This is a genomic window from Aquimarina mytili (assembly GCF_016735115.1).
Taxonomy (GTDB): domain Bacteria; phylum Bacteroidota; class Bacteroidia; order Flavobacteriales; family Flavobacteriaceae; genus Aquimarina; species Aquimarina mytili.
Genome location: NZ_JAERQJ010000001.1, coordinates 733,082 through 751,206, shown reverse-complemented (window position 1 = coordinate 751,206; position 18,125 = coordinate 733,082). Strand labels below are relative to the sequence as shown.

The following is an 18,125-nucleotide window of genomic DNA, read 5'->3' as shown; positions in this document are numbered from 1 at the left end:
ATATTAACAATTAAAAAACATGACGCTGCCACCATCAACGAATAACTAACCACAGTTTTACTATTTAAATAAATATAATAACACACCCCGATAAATAAAGAGAAGAAAAAAACCAACATTGTTAGAGCAAAAAAATGATCGTTTACCTTAGGAAGAATCAATTTCGCAACAGAAAACAACACATACACAATCAAAGCCATAGATATCAACAATTGTAATGTAAAAATCTTTTTAAGCCTTATCTTAATCAATTGTAAACTCTTCCAAAGCAGACCAATATTAAGAGCATAATGCACGGAAAGCAAAACATGTATAATTGCAAAATTCTGTAAATAATCCCGAAGAAAAAGTATTTCACAAACCAAAAGCAATAATAAGCTTACTAAAACAAAATAGTTTTTCTTTTCGGTATTTGTTAAATACAATAAACTTAATGCTACAATAACAAAAGGTTTGAAGTAAATAACTATGTCACGAGCAAAAATAGAGGCCAACATAGTTAGAAATCCAGTTACATAAAACAAATAATATGTAAATTTTGCTACTTTCAAATAGTCATCTTTTAATTAAAACCCCTCAAATTCTTCTGATTTGAGTTTTAGAGATTTTGTAACCATATAATTCACTAAAAAAAGAATAGCTAAGGGCTCGCATATCAACAACAAGACCTCTAATTCATATGATTGTAAATAAAACGTATCTAACAACAACATAAAATCACTAAACGCAAAGTTTAACATTGACAAAAAAAACCAAAGTGATTTTTCCGATTGTATATTTATATAGTGCATTGCACCAACAATTAGTAAAATATAAATCAATAGCAGATTAAGAAAACCGATCACATGCAACTCTCCCATTTGTTCTTTCAGCGATAAATATGCCATAAAGAAGATAACAGTATACAAAGAACTACCCAATACCAATGTAAACACATCTCTGCTATTGTATTTAAACGATTTATGGTTGTAATACAAAAAATAAAACAACAAGACATAAACCATAATACGTCCTATTATCAGAGATTTCATCAAATTATTCTCAATAAAAAAAACAATCCACTTATTAAACAAAAGAGCTAAAAGAACAACGACATGAAACAATTTTATTCTTTTAGTGCTTATAAAGTAAATTAAAGCAATTAAAGCGGGAAGTATTGCATTGGCGCACAAGTATAACAACGAGTTTTTGAATACAAAACCAAGTACCTGTACTACAACTAAAAAAGAAATAACAAGTTTTAGTAATTTTTCTCCATTCATTAAACATTTTTTATACTCAAAAAATTAATCATAATTAATTCTGAGTACGCCATCCCGAAATAATTTAGTGTGATAATCTCCTGTACACAAGATAGCAAAATTATAACAATTAAAACTCTTAGCCCTCTACCTTTTAATTCATACCTCCTGCAACTTTAAAGGTACAGGACTTGATATCTTGAATTTCACAAGAAAGAAAACTGCCAATAATTGATAAATCGAATTTATAATTTCGAATTCTATTGAAGGGATATAAAACCTGTTTAAAGCAAAGCAAGCATCACTTACAACAAAGTTTAGTATTGCAATTAAGAAGAATAATGATTTTGCTGATCTTATATTGACATATTGAAAAACGGCACCAATCAAAAGAAGATATAAAATCACTAAATAACTCACCCCATAAGGCTTAATCACCCCCATTGAACCATGAGTTACATCATAAATCTTATAAGCAATTAAAGTCCACAACAAAAAAAACACAACTAAGTAAATAATATCTGTAGTGCTGTAATTTAAAGGCTTATGATTTTTATACAAAAAATAAAATAGGATTATATAACATGTAGTATAGCTTAAAAGTACATACATAAAGCTATTATCTACATTGACTAGTAAAAAAATATCTCCCAAAAAACAAAGGAACAATATGAATAAAAATAGCCCATCTGGTTTTTTAACATTAAACCAATACAACATAAAAAACAAAGGAACTGTAGTTGGCTTTACATAAAACTCTAGCATTGGTAATTGCATTGCAGTACTATACACACAAAGCCCACCCGTGATTAGTAGTAATACTTTAATAAGCGTTCTTACTTTCATGTTACTTTACTAAGGAAATCATCTTCACTGATGATTGGTATCCCTAATTTATTCGCTTTTTCCAATTTACTTGGCCCCATATTGGCTCCAGCAACAACGTATGAAGTTTTAGAGGAAATAGAACTTGACACTTTACCTCCATTATCTTCAATCATTTTTTTTAGTTCATTACGCGACACTTTCTCAAAAACCCCAGAGACAACAAATGCCTGACCATTTAAAGTATCGGTTTGATTAGCTAATTTATCTGCAGAAATCTCCAATTGAACTTGATATTGTTTTAATCGATCCACTAAAGCTTTATTATCTTCAGAATCAAAAAACTCTTTTACACTTTGGGCGATTTTAATCCCTATTTCATCAACGTTTACCAATTCTTCTTCTGTAGCGGCAATAATTGCATCAATAGTTTTATAATGCTTTACTAGTTTTTTAGCAACAGTTTCTCCAACATACCGAATCCCTAAAGCAAATAGCACTCTTTCAAAAGGGATTTCTTTGGATTTTTCTATCCCCGAAATAAGGTTTTCTGCACTTTTTTCTGCCATTCGCTCTAAAGGTAGCACTTGTTCTTTTTTCAACTCATAGAGATCTGCATAATTCACTATCAGGCCTGCATTTACAAGTAACGCCACTGTTTCACCTCCTAGACCTTCTATATCCATGGCCTTACGTGAAATATAATGTTGGATCCGGCCAATGATTTGAGGAGAACATCCAGCATAATTTGGACAATAATGCTGTGCCTCACCTTCTTTTCGAATGAGCGAAGTATGACACTCAGGACATTGAGTTATATATTGTGTTGGCACAGAATCAGATGTTCTTTTTTTGAAATCTACACCAATAATTTTAGGAATAATCTCACCTCCTTTTTCAACATAAACGGTATCCCCTTCTCGAATATCTAATTTCTCTATTTGATCTGCATTATGAAGCGAAGCTCTTTTTACAGTAGTTCCTGCTAGTAATACAGGTTTAAGATTAGCAACGGGAGTAATCGCTCCAGTTCTTCCTACCTGGTAAGTAATCTCATTAAGTATAGTAACCGCTTGTTCAGCTTTAAACTTGTATGCCATTGCCCATCTTGGTGCTTTGGCAGTAAAACCTAGCTCTTCTTGTTGTTGAATATTATTCACTTTAATTACCACTCCATCGGTTTCATAAGGTAAATCATGACGATGCTCATCCCAATAGGCTACAAAATCCAATACCTCATCAATAGTATTTACCTTTTTTGACTCTGGCGGCACCTTAAATCCCCATTCTCTAGCCTTTTCAAGACTTTCGAACTGAGAACTAATTCCTAATCTATTTCCTGTAATATTATACAACAAACAATCCAAAGGACGCTTGGCCACCTCACTACTATCTTGCAATTTTAAACTTCCTGAGGCTGTATTACGAGGATTCATATAAGGCTCTTCTCCCGCAGCAATTCGCTCCTGATTCATTTTAGCAAACCCTTCAAAAGGCAACACAATCTCACCTCTAATATCAAATTTAGGTGGATACCCCTCTTTGAGTTTTAAAGGAACTGATTTAATCGTTTTTATATTTGTTGTTACATCATCACCTTGAATACCATCGCCCCTAGTAACAGCACGCAGCAACTCTCCATTCTCATATGTCAAACTTATAGATGCTCCATCATATTTAAGCTCACAAGTATAGCTAACCTCTCCATCTACTATTTTTTTTATTCGTTTTTCCCAATCAAGCAGATCCTCTTTAGAGTATGAGTTATCTAGAGAATACATCCGATAATCATGAACCACAGTTTCAAAATTCTTGGTTATTTCTCCACCTACTCTTAGTGTGGGCGAATTAGGATCATAAAACTCTGGATGCTTCTCTTCTAGTGCCTGTAGATCTTTAAGCATCATATCAAACTCATAGTCACTTATTGTAGGTGTATCCAGCACATAATACTTATAATTATGCTGTCTTAGATCTTCTCGTAGTTGATTGATTTTTTGTTCTGTAGTCATTTTATATACTAAATAATATCAGGTTCTGTCCAATTTTAACCATTTAGGCACTTGAACAGGTTTAAAGGTTTTCATTTTTTCTAATAGGAGATCAATATCATCATCGACCAGAAGTAACTCATAATTTTCCATTTTTAAGAACCCTCTTCTTACCATATTTTCTAACAACCCTAAAAGATTATCATAAAAGCCACCAGTATTTAAAAGGCCAATCGGTTTTTGATGCAACCCTAATTGCGCCCATGTTATAATTTCAAAAAGTTCTTCTAACGTCCCAAATCCACCAGGCAATGTAATAAAGCCATCACTAAGCTCATGCATTTTCATTTTTCTTTCATGCATATTCTTTGTTGTAATTAACTCATGCAATCCTTGATGAACGACTTCTTTTAACTTAAGAAATTCTGGAATCACACCAATCACTTTCCCTTTATGCTTCATCGACCCCATGGCTACTTGACCCATAATTCCAATTTTAGCCGCTCCATATACTAAGGTAATATTTTTTTGAGCGAGTTTTTCTCCAAGAAGGAATGCCTCAGAAATCACACGGGTATCATTACCTTCGCTACTTCCGCAAAACACACAAATCGAATCTAAAGTATTCATATCCTATTATTTTAGTTTATAGACGCATGTATCATTCGATCATTATTATATATATCCTTACGTAATATCACAGATTCAAAACCTGAAGCTTCGATCATATTTTTTGTCTCTAAACCCAAATATTGATTAATTTCAAAATACAATGAACCCCCTGGAGTTAAGCTTCTTTTTGCTAATTCGGTAATTCTTTTATAAAAGATCAAGGGATCATTATCTGCCACAAATAATGCCAATGCTGGTTCGTTATCTAAAACATTCGCTTTCATCTCCTTTTTCTCCAACTCTCGTACATAAGGAGGGTTAGACACAATAACATCAAAATCCAGTGGTAAACGTTCAGTTTTTAAAATATCTGCTTGTATACATGTTACTTCCACTTGATTTTTCTTTGCATTGCTTTTAGCTACAGAAATAGCTTCTTCTGAAACATCAAGTGCATATACTTTTGCATGGGGTGAATTTTTAGCCAGAGAAACTGCAATACAACCGCTACCCGTGCCAATATCAAGAATATTTATTTGTTCTTTTCTTGTGCTTAGATTTTTTATAATCCAGTCTACTAACTCTTCAGTTTCCGGCCTTGGGATCAAAACATGGGAGTTTACACTAAAGTCAAGTCCATAAAAATTGGCCTCACCTATAATATACTGTATTGGTTCTTGTTTTTTTAATCGATCCGTAGCATCGGCAAAACTAACCATTTCTGCCTCAGGCAATTTCTTTTCTAAATGTACAGCAATATCTACTCTTCGTAATCCCATAATATGTTCTGAAAGCATATAAAAAAATGAACGCGTTTCTTCTATACCATAAATTGCCGATAGAGAATTCAAAAAATTATTTCTAAGATCTTTTATCTTCAATTGGAATATTTTTTTTAATACAAATCTTTGATCATCCATGCTTGACAACTAAAGTGACCTGTATCACCAACAGGACCATCAAGATCTTTAAAACCCACTTTTTTATACAATTTTCTCGCTGCCTTCATATATGGCATAGTTTCTAAATAACACTTAGTAAATCCTTGTTCTTTTGCATGATCAAGACAGATGTTTATCATTTCATACCCAATCCCTTTGCCTCTGGCAATAGGTAAGAAATACATTTTCTGAAGTTCACAGGTATCAGAGCTCCCATGCTCTAATCTAGCAATTCCAGCACCTCCAATAACAATGCCATCTTCTTCTACAACAAAATATGCTGCATTTTTCGAAGTATATGTTTCATACATCATATCAAGAGCCTCATCCTCAAATACCGTCCCAACTTTAGGAACACCCATTTCTACCAAAACCTCTCTGATTACTTTAGCGATTACTTGATTATCTTCTGGCTTTATCTTCCTTATTTTTATTGTTCCCATTATATTTTTAAATACTACTTTTGCCTTATCTATAATTACAAATAAGAATATTCTCATGAATTACTTTTGGGCAAAAAATTACTTCTAAAGGATATTGAAATATACGTTAAATCTAATCAGGAATCAATGAAGAACTTTTTTTTATTATTAACAACGTTTCTGCTTATAACCAGCTGTACAATATCTAAAAAACCAAAATTTAAACATGTTGAAAATCTTGAAGTTAAAAGCATAGGTTTACGTAATGTTACCCTTAGAGCAGATGCTGTTTTTAACAACCCGAATAATCTAAAAGGAAAACTTTCTATAGATGATATTCATGTTTTTATAGATAACATCGACGTAGGAACAATTTCTTCGAAAGAATTTGATGTTCCGGCAGAAAATGAATTTGCAATCCCTCTAGAAGGCACGTTTTCGCTCTCTAAAATTTATGAGAAAAATAAAACCAACATTTTAGGAAGTGTTTTAAAAGTAATCCAGACCGATTCTCTAAACGTACAATACAAAGGAAACATCAGATACCATTTAGGTAGTTTTTCTTATCCGTACAAGATTGATAAAGAACAAAAAATATCATTAAAATAAATTGACAATACACGAAAAACACATTAGTAGATGCATTCAACTAGCTAAAAATGGTTTAGGAAGTACCTATCCAAATCCATTGGTTGGTAGCGTTATCGTTTATAACAATCAGATTATTGGTGAAGGATGGCATTATCAAGCCGGAGAACCTCATGCCGAAGTAAACGCCATTAAATCGGTCAAGAACAAAGCGGTATTAAAAAACGCCACTATTTATGTAAGTCTGGAACCCTGCAGTCATCATGGAAAAACACCTCCTTGCAGTGATTTAATTATCGAAAAAGGAATTAAAAAAGTTGTTATAGGAACCATCGATACTTTTTCAGAAGTATCTGGAACCGGAATTCAAAAATTAATGAATGCCGGTTGCGATGTTACGGTTGGCGTATTAGAAAAAGAATGTCTCGAACTTAACAAGAGATTTTTTACTTTTCACAATAAGAAAAGGCCTTATATCATTTTAAAATGGGCCCAAACCCAAGATCATTTTATTGCACCAGAAACGAGAAAGAACAGAAAACCTATTTGGATTACTAATTCGCACTCCAGGCAATTAGTGCACAAATGGCGCTCAGAAGAACAAGCCATTCTTGTAGGTAATAAAACTGTAATCAAAGACAATCCAAAACTTACAACCAGAGAATGGCCCGGTAAAAATCCAATTAGAATTGCCATTGACATATCTGGTAAAATAACTGAGGATTCTGCAATATTAGACAACACGACAGCTACCATCATAATTACTTCAGAAAAGTTTAAAAAAGAAAGTTTCAATAATCTTACTTACGAAGTAATACAAACGAAGGAGAAAATTATTGAAGAAATATGCACCATACTCTACAGACATGAGATTCAGTCTGTAATTATTGAAGGTGGCACACAAACGATACAGTCTTTTATTAATGAAAATCTATGGGATGAAGCCAGAGTTTTTGAAGGAAATACTACATTTAACAACGGAATCAAAGCCCCTACGCTAAAGGGAAATTTGGTTTCTGAAAGAAAAATTATGAATGACACCATAAGAATATATAAAAATGATTAAAACAATAATTTTTGATTTTGGCGATGTCTTCATTAATCTAGATAAAACCGCAACAATTAGAGAGCTCTCTTTATTAGGAAAAACTTCCAATTTCAATGAAATAGAAACAGTTAACAATCAATACGAAATTGGTGCAATTACAACTCCAGATTTTATTCGCTTTTACCAAGGATTATACCCGAAAGCTTCAGAAAAACAAATCATTAATGCCTGGAACGCTATTTTACTTGATTTTCCGAAGCATCGATTAGAATTCATTCAAAATCTGGCCAAAAACCATGAATACAAACTAATTTTACTTAGCAACACCAACGAATTACATATTAACTGGATCAAAGAAAACATTACATTTTATAATGATTTTAAATCCTGCTTCGATGCTTTTTATCTCTCTCATCAAATTCAACTAAGAAAACCAGAATCTGATATTTTTGAATTCGTTTTACAACAGCATAAAATACAGCCTCATGAAACTTTATTTATTGATGACACCAAAGAAAACACCAACGGAGCCTCAAGACTAGGAATTCATACCTGGAACAATGATCCTAGACAAGAAGACATAACAAATTTATTTACCATAAAATCTGATTTATTTTGATTTATTTAATCTTAAGCATATTAGCTTCGAGCTTGATTTTTGTAATCTTTAAGCTATTCTCTAAATACAATGTAGACACGCTACAAGCCATTGTCATTAATTACGTTGTTGCATCAATCTCTGGTATTGTGGCTTATTCAGACCCTATAGACATAAGTACTGTTTCTAAAGAAGGTTGGTTTTACGGTGCCATGGGGTTGGGAGTGATTTTTATATCTGTATTCAATTTAATGGCTATTACCACACAAAAAAATGGATTATCTGTTGCCGCTGTAGCCACCAAGATGAGCCTAGCTATACCCATAATCTTTGGAATTCTGGTATATCACGAAAGTACAGGTATCGTTAAGATCATCGGAATTATTATTGCCTTATTTGCCGTATATCTTACATCAATGAAAACGGCCGAAGGGATTTCTATTACTAAAGAAAATCTAATTTTTCCACTATTGGTTTTTATTGGAAGTGGGATTATTGACACAAGTCTTAAGTTTTTTGAAACTAACTACGTAGCAGAGAATGATGTTCCCGTTTTTTCAGCTTCAATTTTTGGTTTTGCCGCTATTGTTGGGATTTGCACATTAGTATACAAAGCAATACAAGGCTCCCTAAAATTATCGATAAGGAATGTCATAGCTGGAATAGGATTGGGAGTTCCTAATTACTTTTCAATTTATTTTTTAATAAAAGCATTGCGATATGACAACATGGATAGTTCTACCGTGTTTACCATAAATAATGTAGCTATACTTTTAGTTTCTACTGTTGCAGGAATAATACTTTTTAGAGAACGATTAATACTTAAAAATTGGATCGGTATTATTCTAGCCATTATAAGTATAATTCTGGTTGCTTTTTCTATATAATTAAAATTAATTGGAAATAAAGGACACATATAAGACTATAGATTCTCCCGGAGAAGAAACTCTATTTAAAGATAGAAACAGTAAATTTTTTGGATACACTTTTCCAGTTTCATCTGAAGAAGAGGTTAAACGATATATAGAAAATCTAAAAAAACAACATCATTCTGCGAGACATTGGTGCTATGCCTGGCAAATAGGATCAGAAAACTATAGATATCGTGTTAATGATGACGGAGAACCTTCTAATTCTGCCGGACAACCCATTTACGGACAAATACAATCCTTTGAAGTTACCAATATTTTAATTATTGTAGTTCGATATTTTGGAGGTGTAAAATTAGGAGTTGGCGGGCTTATCAACGCTTATCGCACCTCGGCTCAACAAGCTCTCGAAGCTTCAAAAATTGTAGAAAAAACAATCAATATCAGTTTTGTTATTCATTTTGAATACAAGGATATGAATAAAGTGATGCGTATCATCAAAGAAAACAACATTAAAATCACAAAACAAGAACTTGAATTGAACTGTAAACTATATATTTTAGTCAGAAAAAGAAATATTGATAAAATAAATGAGGTTTTTTCCCCGTTGTATGAAATAAAAATTAAAAGGTTAGCAGATCAATAATTTTTAATTTTTTCGATTAAGTAAGAAGGACACGAGATAGGTTTTCTTGTTTTACTATCAACAAACACAAGGGTTGAAGACGCAGTTGTTAGTAGTTCCCGATCTCCATTAAAGATCTCATAGTCAAAAATAATTCTTGCCGTAGGAATTTTCCTAAGCAAAGTTTTAACAGTCAATTCGTCATCGAAGAAAGCAGATTTATTAAATTTAAAGTCTAAAGTATATACCGGAAGCATAATACCATTTGCTTCCATTGATTTATAAGAAATACCTAATCGGGATAACCAATCAATACGCGCCAATTCTAAGTATTGCGCATAGTTGCCATGGTGAACAACCCCCATTTGATCAGTTTCTGAATATCGCACTTTCAATGTAGTCTCTGAGGTGATTGACATAGGATAAAAATATAAAAACATTAAAATTGTTAAAAGTAGTACTATCAAATTATGCAAAAAAAATAATTAAAATTCAACCCCGAAATCGTTTTTTTTTTACATTTTTTGTTCACATATTTGTCAAGCAAAAACAGTAAGGAGTTTTTCAACAATTACTTTTAGTAACTTAACAGAAAAATAGTAAATCTAACCACTGGAATGAATGTAACCGCGCAATCAGTTTGGGATAATTGTTTATCTTTTATAGAGGATAATATTACTCCACAGGCTTTTAAAACTTGGTTTGAACCCATCAAAGCTGTAAAACTTACAGATGGCGCTTTAAGTATTCAAGTCCCTAGTAAATTTTTTTACGAATGGCTAGAAGAGCATTATGTAAACTTACTTAAGGTATCTCTAACACGCGAATTGGGAGAAAACGCTAAATTGGTTTATGTAATCAAAATGGAAAACACCTACGGTAACAAAAAACCTTTTACCGAAAAAATCCCAAGTGCAAACCGAACCCCTGTAAATGCTCAGGAAGTAGATGTACCTATCAAAAGTAAGAACCCTGAATTAAAAAACCCTTTCGTTATTCCTGGAATACGAAATGTAAAAATAGAATCTCAGCTTAATCCAAGTTACAACTTTGACAATTTCCTAGAAGGAGATTCGAATAGATTAGCAAGATCCGCTGGTATGGCCGTTGCCAATAAACCGGGAGGAACTTCATTTAACCCATTACTTATTTTTGGTGGTGTTGGTTTAGGAAAAACACATTTAGCACATGCAATCGGTGTAAATATTAAAGATAATTACCCAGAAAAGACAGTGCTTTATATTTCTGCAGAGAAATTTACACAACAATACATAGAATCTGTAAAAAAGAACAATAGAAATGATTTCATTCATTTTTATCAAATTATAGATGTACTTATAGTTGATGACATCCAATTATTATCCGGAAAAGCTGGTACTCAAGATGTATTTTTCCATATATTCAACCATTTACACCAAAACGGAAAACAAGTAATTCTAACTAGTGACAAGGCTCCTGTTGATATGCAGGATATAGAACAAAGACTACTCTCTAGATTTAAATGGGGATTATCTGCAGAGTTGCATCAACCAGATTTTGAAACCAGGGTTTCTATTATCAAAAACAAATTATACAGAGATGGTGTAGAAATGCCAGAAGAGATTGTTGAATTCCTGGCCAATAATATCAAAACCAATATCCGCGAATTGGAAGGGGCAATTATCTCTCTAATAGCACACTCATCGTTCAACAAAAAAGACATTACTATAGATTTAGCAAAAGCTATAGTGGATAATTATGTCAAAAACACGAAACGGGAAGTTTCTATTGACTATATTCAAAAAGTAGTAAGCGATTATTTCCAAATGGACGTTGAAACTCTTCAGTCCAAAACAAGAAAACGACATATCGTTCAAGCCAGACAACTTGCAATGTTCTTTGCAAAGAAACTTACCAAGGCATCATTAGCAAGTATTGGAACTCAAATTGGCAAAAGAGATCACGCCACTGTACTGCACGCATGTAAGACAGTAGACAACCTTTCATCTACCGATAAACAATTTAGAAAATACGTAGAAGATTTAGGCAAAAAGCTCACCTTGTAACTTTTTATCGAAATATGAAAACCAAAATCTTAATGGTTTGCCTAGGCAATATCTGCAGATCCCCTTTGGCAGAAGGCATCTTAAAAAACAAGCTTGACCCCAGTAAGTATATAGTAAACTCATGCGGAACAAGCAATTATCATATTGGCAGCAAACCCGATAAACGATCAATCGCTATAGCAAAAAAATACGGTATTGATATTAGCGACCAAAGGGCTGCGCAATTTAACATAGAAGATTTCCAAACTTACGACTTCATCTATGTTATGGACAACTCTAACTATCAGGATATTAAAAAACTAACAAACAAAGAACAAGACAAGAACAAAGTAACCCTTATCCTAAACGAACTATATACAAACGAAAACCTAGATGTTCCCGACCCATATTACGGTGGCGAGCAAGGCTTTGAAGATGTATACCAAATGCTCAATAAAGCATGTGATAATATCGTTATAAAACTAGAAAACCGTAGTTAGCTTTTCAAAAATAAAGTTTTTGTATATTTAAATTTGATTTAATACACAATACAACTTTTAAAACACTAAAAAACAAACCAATTACCATCAATTGGCTATAAAACAAACCTATGGAGCTTAAACCCCTAGATCCCAAAGGAAAACTATACTTAATCCCAACACGATTAGGAGACGATGTACCTCTAGAAGTCTTACCCATATCCATCAAAAAAGTATTAGAACAGGTAAATCACTATATCGTTGAAAACGAAAAACCGGTTAGACGATTTATTAAAAAGGTAAGCCCAAGCAAATCACAGCGATCACTGATTATACACACAGTAAATAAATACACTGATATTTCAGAAATCCCTGGATACTTAACCCCTTGTCTTAATGGAGAATCTGTTGGATTACTGTCAGATGCAGGGTGCCCTGGGATTGCAGACCCAGGAGCAGAAGTTGTTAGAATAGCTCACGAAAAAGGAATACAAGTCACTCCACTTGTAGGCCCATCATCTATATTATTAGCAATGATGAGCAGCGGCATGAATGGTCAAAACTTTAGTTTTAATGGCTATTTACCCATTGACAAGAACGAAAGAAAATCAACAATCAAATACTTAGAAAAAACCTCTCTAGAAAAGAATCAAGCACAAATTTTTATTGAAACACCTTATAGAAATGATAAAATGTTTGATGATCTCAAATCTATACTAAACAACAATACGCGTTTATGCATTGCGTGCGACATTACCCTAACTACAGAGTATATTGCCACTAAAACCATCGCAGAATGGAAAAAAGAGAATGAAATTGATCTTCACAAAAGACCAACTATATACATCATACAAAGAGATTATTAAAAAGATACTAAAGAACTACCTTTGCTTTTCGATTAGACACTACAAAAGAAGTATCATAACCTCCAAATCGTTTCATGTAGTAACGGATAGTTGTACCAAACGCATCAGCAAAACCATTAACACCTCCACTACGCAAGTATCTTTTTACAGCATTTGGACCTCCTAAATGAGCTGCAGCAAGAATTCCAGACTCAGTAACCTTAACCCCGTTTATAGTTTTACCAGCAAACCACTTAATATCTCTGCGCAAAACCCATTTGTTTCTTGAAAGATATGCATAAAATGCTTTTTCTTGAAGCTGCGGATTGCCAAGAAATTCCTTTCTACTTACATTCCCAACTCCTATTAAATCTAAAGTACTTTTTCCAAACTGGTATTTTCCCATATAACCAAATTGGTTCACTACACCATACGCTCCTCTAGATTCTTTAAATGCAACAGCTTCCTTAAACCCGATATAAGATTTACCAAGTTCAGGAAAAACAAATACATTATTATCCTCTATTTCATTAAAGTTCGGTGCAACGTAATACAAGTCAAGTCCAGAAGTGCTATATGAGCTAAAATCCGGTTTTTTAGTAGTCGTAAAACTCAACAAAAGTATTCCCCCAATCGTAAGTAATATAGATAAACTTATTATCCTTTTTATCATATAAAAAATTTCTAAGTAGCCATTAAAAAATGGTCCCCTCTACTTAAATTTTTGCGGTGCAAATATACGATGTTTTTTTAAACTACTAAGAACAAAATGTTAAAATAATTAAATTACTGATTACTAGTTATTTACATTTAAAAAGAAGCAAAAAAAAGATAAAAACACCCTAAAAAACACTCGATTATTACACTTAAACGTCAAATCATGTAATTTTATCGAATAAAATTGTTATCTAAAAACAAACCGTAATTAACAGAAAAATTGGGATTTTGTTAATAAATCGAATACCATTTATCGAAGAGAATGCAATTTATCGATTTTTTTGGGAGCAATATTCGACACGTATTTTTATCGTTTAATTCCCTGTTTATTTACCCAATTTACATACTGTTTTTTATTTCGATTATGTTGATTGAGTGTTTTTGCAAATTTGTGATACCCCATATTCTCAACATCGGCTACAAAAAAGTAATATTCATGGTTTTCATAATTTAGAACCGCATCTATTGATGAGATATCTGGCATCGAAATAGGACCAGGAGGTAATTCTTTATATTTATAAGTATTATAAGGACTATCTAACTCTAAATCTTTATACAAAACTCTTTTGATTACTGTATCCCAATCATTACGATGATTCTTAATAGCATAGATCACAGTAGGATCTGCATCTAATTTCCATCCATTCTTATATCTATTCATATATACTCCAGCTACCCTAGGTCTTTCATCTACTTTTGCTGTTTCTTTTTGAACGATAGAAGCTATAGTAGTAGCCTCAGCCTGAGTTAAGCCTATTTTTTCGAGCTTAGACATTCGATTTGTATTCCAAAATCGATTATACTCTTTAAACATTCTATCTCTAAATTGACTTGCAGAAGTGTTCCAAAAAAACTCGTACTTATTAGGCACATACATAGACAAAGCACTTTCGGCAGTGAACCCCTTTTCATTTAAAAAAGTAACATCTTTAAAAGCTTGTATTAAAGAAGTGCTATCAGCCTCAATTTGAGCAGCAATTCTCCCAGCAAGGTTTTCTAATCTTTCCTGATTATTGAAGCTAAGTTTAATTGGAGTGTTCTTACTACGTAAAACATTAATAATATCATTATTATTTAGTCCTTTTTTTAGAATGTATCGGCCTGCTTTAATATTATCTACATATCCCTTTCTTCTTGCTATTCGATCAAAACTATAAATATCTTTCACTAAAGGACTTATCAACTCTACAAGTTCTGTATAAGTAGCCTCTGTAGGAATATACATTTCTGTAGTTTCTGATTCAAAATTTGTGTTTGGAGAAAAAACTGCTTGATATACATAATATGCAAAAATTCCTCCAGCTACAAGGCCTATTAATACAATTGCTAATACTATTTTTTTAATGTACATATACTAATTGATATAAAAATTCGTCTTTATAAATATTGTTTACCAAATTCCATTCTTTTTTTACACCTATTTTTGTAAATCCTTGACTTTCAAATAATTTCACACTAGATAGATTATCTTCAGAAATATTAGCATATAACTGATGTAAACGAAGATGGGTCGCTCCATAGTCTATCATAAGTTGCAAGGCTTCTTTTCCATAACCTTTGCCCCTATTTTCTTTTTCGGCTATTAAGATCCCAACCCCTGCTCTATTATGAGTAGGGTTAAAATCAAATAAATCGATAAGCCCTAATACTGCATGATCGATAGAACAGATCACTAATCTTAATTGCTTCACTTCATAAATATCTTTATGGGCGTTTTCCAGATATTGTTTTATCAAAAACCGAGAATACGGAGTTTGAGTTGAACTCATTTCCCAGACCTGTTCATCGTTTTCAATGGTGTAAATAAAATCAAGATCTTCTGGCTCCAGAGCTCTTAAATAGATATGTTCACCTTTTAACGTTAACATACAATTTCTCCTTTAAAAACCTGCTTTGCTGGTCCTATCAAATAAATATCTTCATATCCGTTCGCAGTTTGTTTAAACGTAACCTTAAGCTCTCCTCCAAGTGTATGTATAATAACTTCCTGCTTATCTGTTAGCTGTGTAGCATGCATAGAAAGCGCAACAGCGGTTACTCCGGTACCGCAAGACAACGTCTCATCCTCTACTCCCCTTTCGTAGGTTCTAACGGCAAAATGATTTCCATTTTTCTTTTCTACAAAATTTACATTACTACCAGACTCAAAATAAGGTGCGCCATTCCTGATTTTTCTCCCTTTTGTAAAAACATCAAAATCAGACAAGCCTTCTACCATTGCAACATGATGAGGAGACCCTGTATCTAAAAACAAATAAGAATCATGCTTCTCTATTTCAGAAACATTTTGCATCTGAAGATACACCAAATCATTCTTAATCTCCGCATGATGTTTTCCATCAATCGCTGTAAAAGTAGCCTTATGCTTAACAACTCCTAAAAAGGCAGCAAAAGCTACTAGACATCTGCCACCATTACCACACATAGAGCTTTCATTTCCATCGGCATTAAAATACACCATAGTAAAATCATCTTCTTGATTTTCAGGAAGTTCTAACAACATCAACCCATCTGCTCCGATTCCAAATTTTCTGTCACATAACTTAGCAAATAATTTGGTATTATTTTTGGAGAGTATTTGTTCTCTATTATCAATGATGACAAAATCATTACCTGTACCTTGATATTTATAAAAAGTAAGTGTCATTATTCTTTACATTATATCGAGCAAAGGTACAAAGAATGTTAACATAAAACCGTTGTTAATTGTGAGTTAAATATCATAAAAAAAGTATACTATAATTGTAATTTTAAAAGTTATCTATAGTCTATTAAAGCAGTACTAAAATAAATTAAACAAAAGAAAACGAAGATGAAAAGATTTTTGAGTTTATTAACTGTAGCTATTCTTGCCGGAATACTAACATTAGGAGCCTATAAAGTATTTTTAGAACCTGAACCTACAGTTATTACTGAGAGCGAATCCAAACCTAATGTATTTCCTACTACATACACTGTTGCTAATTCTAACACTTATCCTGTTAATGCGGGAGCAGATTTCACTGTAGCTGCAGAAAAAACGGTAAATGCAGTGGTGCACGTAAAACAATATGGAGTTAGCAGAACCCCCAGAAACCTGATGGAATATTTGAGAAACGGAGGAGCCGAAGAAAGAAGAATTCAAGGTGCTGGTTCTGGAGTTATTATTACAGAAGATGGATATATTGTTACCAACAATCATGTTATTGATGGGGCCACCGACCTAGAAGTTACACTAAACAACAATAAATCTTACAAAGCAGAAGTAATCGGTACTGCTCCTCAATCTGATATCGCATTGATCAAAATAGATGCCGATGAAAAATTATCCTACATCCCTTTCGGAGACTCAAACTCCGCTAAAATTGGAGAATGGGTTCTTGCTGTGGGTAATCCATTTAACCTTACTTCGACGGTTACCGCAGGTATAATAAGTGCAAAATCAAGAGACCTTAACGAGAGAGATAATAATACACAATCATTTATACAAACAGATGCTGCTATAAACCCTGGAAACAGTGGTGGCGCGCTTGTAAATGTTAATGGTGAATTAATCGGCATTAATACAGCAATTACATCACAAACAGGAAGTTATGTGGGATATGCTTTTGCAGTACCTTCAAACAATGCCCGTAAAATAGTTGAAGACATATTGGAGTTTGGCGACGTACAGAGAGGTATCATAGGAATTACCGGAGGTACTATTAACTCAAAAGCTATGGAAGAATACAACATTGCCACATCACAAGGAGTGTTTGTTGCATCTGTAGCCGAAAAAAGTGGAGCAAAAAAAGCAGGTATAAAAGAAGGAGACGTTATTAAAGAAATTGACGGATTACCTATTAGAAAATTTGCAGATTTGACCGGGTATGTAAATAGTAAAAGACCTAAAGACGTAATTAATATTAAAGTGTTAAGAAAAAACGAAGAAATTGTTTTTCCAGTAACATTATCAAAATATGAAATTCAGAGTTATAATATAGATGATGTTGGGGTTGAAGTTGTTAATCCACCAAAGGATTATTTAAAGAAATTCAGCCTGGATCATGGGGTGGTTATTAGCAAGGCATTAAGCTCTAGAATGAAAAGATACAACCTAGAAGGACTAATTATCAGTGAGATCGATGGTAAAAAAGTAAAAAGTGTTCTTGAGGTAAAAGAAATTATTGAAAACAAATACAAAGATGAGGATATCACAATTAGTTTGATAGATCGTAATGGCGAAAAGAGAGAATTTGTTTTTCAGTAACAAGCCAAAAAGCTAGATAAAATCACATCTCCCATTGCTTAAAAAAAGTAATGGGAGTTTTTTATTAAAAAA

At 32.9% G+C, this 18,125-nt stretch carries 20 protein-coding genes; 9 read left to right on the top strand and 11 right to left on the bottom strand.

What is annotated here, in order from left to right:
- Window positions 1-566: 566 nt before the first annotated feature.
- From JJQ60_RS03305 to JJQ60_RS03280, 6 genes are all read right to left on the bottom strand, one after another.
- On the bottom strand, window positions 567-1,262 hold the full coding sequence (locus tag JJQ60_RS03305; protein ID WP_201916590.1) for a hypothetical protein: 696 nt from the start codon (window positions 1,260-1,262) through the stop codon (window positions 567-569).
- A gap of 138 nt (window positions 1,263-1,400) precedes the next feature.
- Complete coding sequence (locus tag JJQ60_RS03300) at window positions 1,401-2,087, bottom strand: lysoplasmalogenase family protein (RefSeq protein ID WP_201916588.1); 687 nt, start codon at window positions 2,085-2,087, stop codon at window positions 1,401-1,403.
- On the bottom strand, window positions 2,084-4,078 hold the full coding sequence (gene ligA / locus JJQ60_RS03295; RefSeq protein ID WP_201916586.1) for an NAD-dependent DNA ligase LigA: 1,995 nt from the start codon (window positions 4,076-4,078) through the stop codon (window positions 2,084-2,086). The genes JJQ60_RS03300 and ligA overlap by 4 nt, the downstream gene beginning before the upstream one ends.
- Before the next feature lie 18 nt (window positions 4,079-4,096).
- Complete coding sequence (locus tag JJQ60_RS03290) at window positions 4,097-4,687, bottom strand: LOG family protein (RefSeq protein ID WP_201916584.1); 591 nt, start codon at window positions 4,685-4,687, stop codon at window positions 4,097-4,099.
- Between the two features lie 11 nt (window positions 4,688-4,698).
- The gene (prmC, locus tag JJQ60_RS03285; RefSeq protein WP_201916582.1) at window positions 4,699-5,550 is read right to left on the bottom strand and encodes a peptide chain release factor N(5)-glutamine methyltransferase; all 852 of its coding nucleotides are present in this window, start codon (window positions 5,548-5,550) and stop codon (window positions 4,699-4,701) included.
- Window positions 5,551-5,564: 14 nt separating this feature from the next.
- A complete protein-coding gene (locus JJQ60_RS03280; protein WP_201917202.1) occupies window positions 5,565-6,053 on the bottom strand; it encodes a GNAT family N-acetyltransferase in 489 nt (162 codons plus the stop codon).
- Between the two features lie 126 nt (window positions 6,054-6,179).
- Between JJQ60_RS03280 and JJQ60_RS03275 the strand changes: the two genes are divergently transcribed.
- The 5 genes from JJQ60_RS03275 to JJQ60_RS03255 are packed head-to-tail and all read left to right on the top strand — an operon-like array spanning window position 6,180 to window position 9,781.
- On the top strand, window positions 6,180-6,641 hold the full coding sequence (locus JJQ60_RS03275) for a hypothetical protein (RefSeq protein ID WP_201916580.1): 462 nt from the start codon (window positions 6,180-6,182) through the stop codon (window positions 6,639-6,641).
- Window position 6,642: 1 nt separating this feature from the next.
- Entirely contained in the window at window positions 6,643-7,686 is a 1,044-nt protein-coding gene (ribD, locus tag JJQ60_RS03270; protein ID WP_201916578.1) for a bifunctional diaminohydroxyphosphoribosylaminopyrimidine deaminase/5-amino-6-(5-phosphoribosylamino)uracil reductase RibD, read from the top strand.
- Complete coding sequence (locus JJQ60_RS03265) at window positions 7,679-8,287, top strand: HAD family hydrolase (protein WP_201916576.1); 609 nt, start codon at window positions 7,679-7,681, stop codon at window positions 8,285-8,287. The genes ribD and JJQ60_RS03265 overlap by 8 nt, the downstream gene beginning before the upstream one ends.
- On the top strand, window positions 8,284-9,153 hold the full coding sequence (locus JJQ60_RS03260; protein WP_201916574.1) for an EamA family transporter: 870 nt from the start codon (window positions 8,284-8,286) through the stop codon (window positions 9,151-9,153). Before JJQ60_RS03265 ends, JJQ60_RS03260 begins: the two co-directional genes overlap by 4 nt.
- 10 nt (window positions 9,154-9,163) lie before the next feature.
- Window positions 9,164-9,781 carry an IMPACT family protein gene (locus JJQ60_RS03255; protein WP_201916572.1) on the top strand — a complete coding sequence of 206 codons (618 nt, stop codon included), beginning with the start codon at window positions 9,164-9,166 and terminating at the stop codon, window positions 9,779-9,781.
- On the opposite strand, the gene JJQ60_RS03250 is transcribed toward JJQ60_RS03255, so the two are convergent.
- Entirely contained in the window at window positions 9,775-10,179 is a 405-nt protein-coding gene (locus JJQ60_RS03250; RefSeq protein ID WP_201916570.1) for an acyl-CoA thioesterase, read from the bottom strand. The genes JJQ60_RS03255 and JJQ60_RS03250 overlap by 7 nt on opposite strands.
- A gap of 198 nt (window positions 10,180-10,377) precedes the next feature.
- On the opposite strand from JJQ60_RS03250, the gene dnaA reads away from it, so the two are divergent.
- The 3 genes from dnaA (at window position 10,378) to JJQ60_RS03235 (ending at window position 13,129) form a co-directional block, all read left to right on the top strand.
- Window positions 10,378-11,805, top strand: coding sequence for a chromosomal replication initiator protein DnaA (gene dnaA, locus JJQ60_RS03245; RefSeq protein ID WP_201916568.1), 1,428 nt, complete (start codon window positions 10,378-10,380; stop codon window positions 11,803-11,805).
- A 14-nt stretch (window positions 11,806-11,819) separates the two neighbouring features.
- A complete protein-coding gene (locus JJQ60_RS03240) occupies window positions 11,820-12,284 on the top strand; it encodes a low molecular weight protein-tyrosine-phosphatase (protein ID WP_201916566.1) in 465 nt (154 codons plus the stop codon).
- A gap of 110 nt (window positions 12,285-12,394) precedes the next feature.
- Window positions 12,395-13,129, top strand: coding sequence for an SAM-dependent methyltransferase (locus tag JJQ60_RS03235; protein ID WP_201916564.1), 735 nt, complete (start codon window positions 12,395-12,397; stop codon window positions 13,127-13,129).
- A 7-nt stretch (window positions 13,130-13,136) separates the two neighbouring features.
- Here JJQ60_RS03235 and JJQ60_RS03230 read toward each other — a convergent pair whose 3' ends face one another.
- The 4 genes from JJQ60_RS03230 to dapF form a co-directional block, all read right to left on the bottom strand.
- Window positions 13,137-13,781, bottom strand: a complete 645-nt coding sequence (locus tag JJQ60_RS03230) for a peptidoglycan-binding protein LysM (RefSeq protein WP_201916563.1) — start codon at window positions 13,779-13,781, stop codon at window positions 13,137-13,139.
- Window positions 13,782-14,132: 351 nt separating this feature from the next.
- Window positions 14,133-15,176 carry an endolytic transglycosylase MltG gene (gene mltG, locus JJQ60_RS03225; protein WP_201916561.1) on the bottom strand — a complete coding sequence of 348 codons (1,044 nt, stop codon included), beginning with the start codon at window positions 15,174-15,176 and terminating at the stop codon, window positions 14,133-14,135.
- The gene (locus JJQ60_RS03220; protein ID WP_201916559.1) at window positions 15,166-15,693 is read right to left on the bottom strand and encodes a GNAT family N-acetyltransferase; all 528 of its coding nucleotides are present in this window, start codon (window positions 15,691-15,693) and stop codon (window positions 15,166-15,168) included. The genes mltG and JJQ60_RS03220 overlap by 11 nt, the downstream gene beginning before the upstream one ends.
- Window positions 15,687-16,472, bottom strand: coding sequence for a diaminopimelate epimerase (gene dapF, locus JJQ60_RS03215; protein WP_201916557.1), 786 nt, complete (start codon window positions 16,470-16,472; stop codon window positions 15,687-15,689). Before dapF ends, JJQ60_RS03220 begins: the two co-directional genes overlap by 7 nt.
- A 165-nt stretch (window positions 16,473-16,637) precedes the next feature.
- Between dapF and JJQ60_RS03210 the strand changes: the two genes are divergently transcribed.
- Window positions 16,638-18,053: a trypsin-like peptidase domain-containing protein gene (locus tag JJQ60_RS03210; RefSeq protein WP_201916555.1), complete on the top strand. Its 1,416-nt coding sequence runs from the start codon at window positions 16,638-16,640 to the stop codon at window positions 18,051-18,053.
- Window positions 18,054-18,125: the final 72 nt, after the last annotated feature.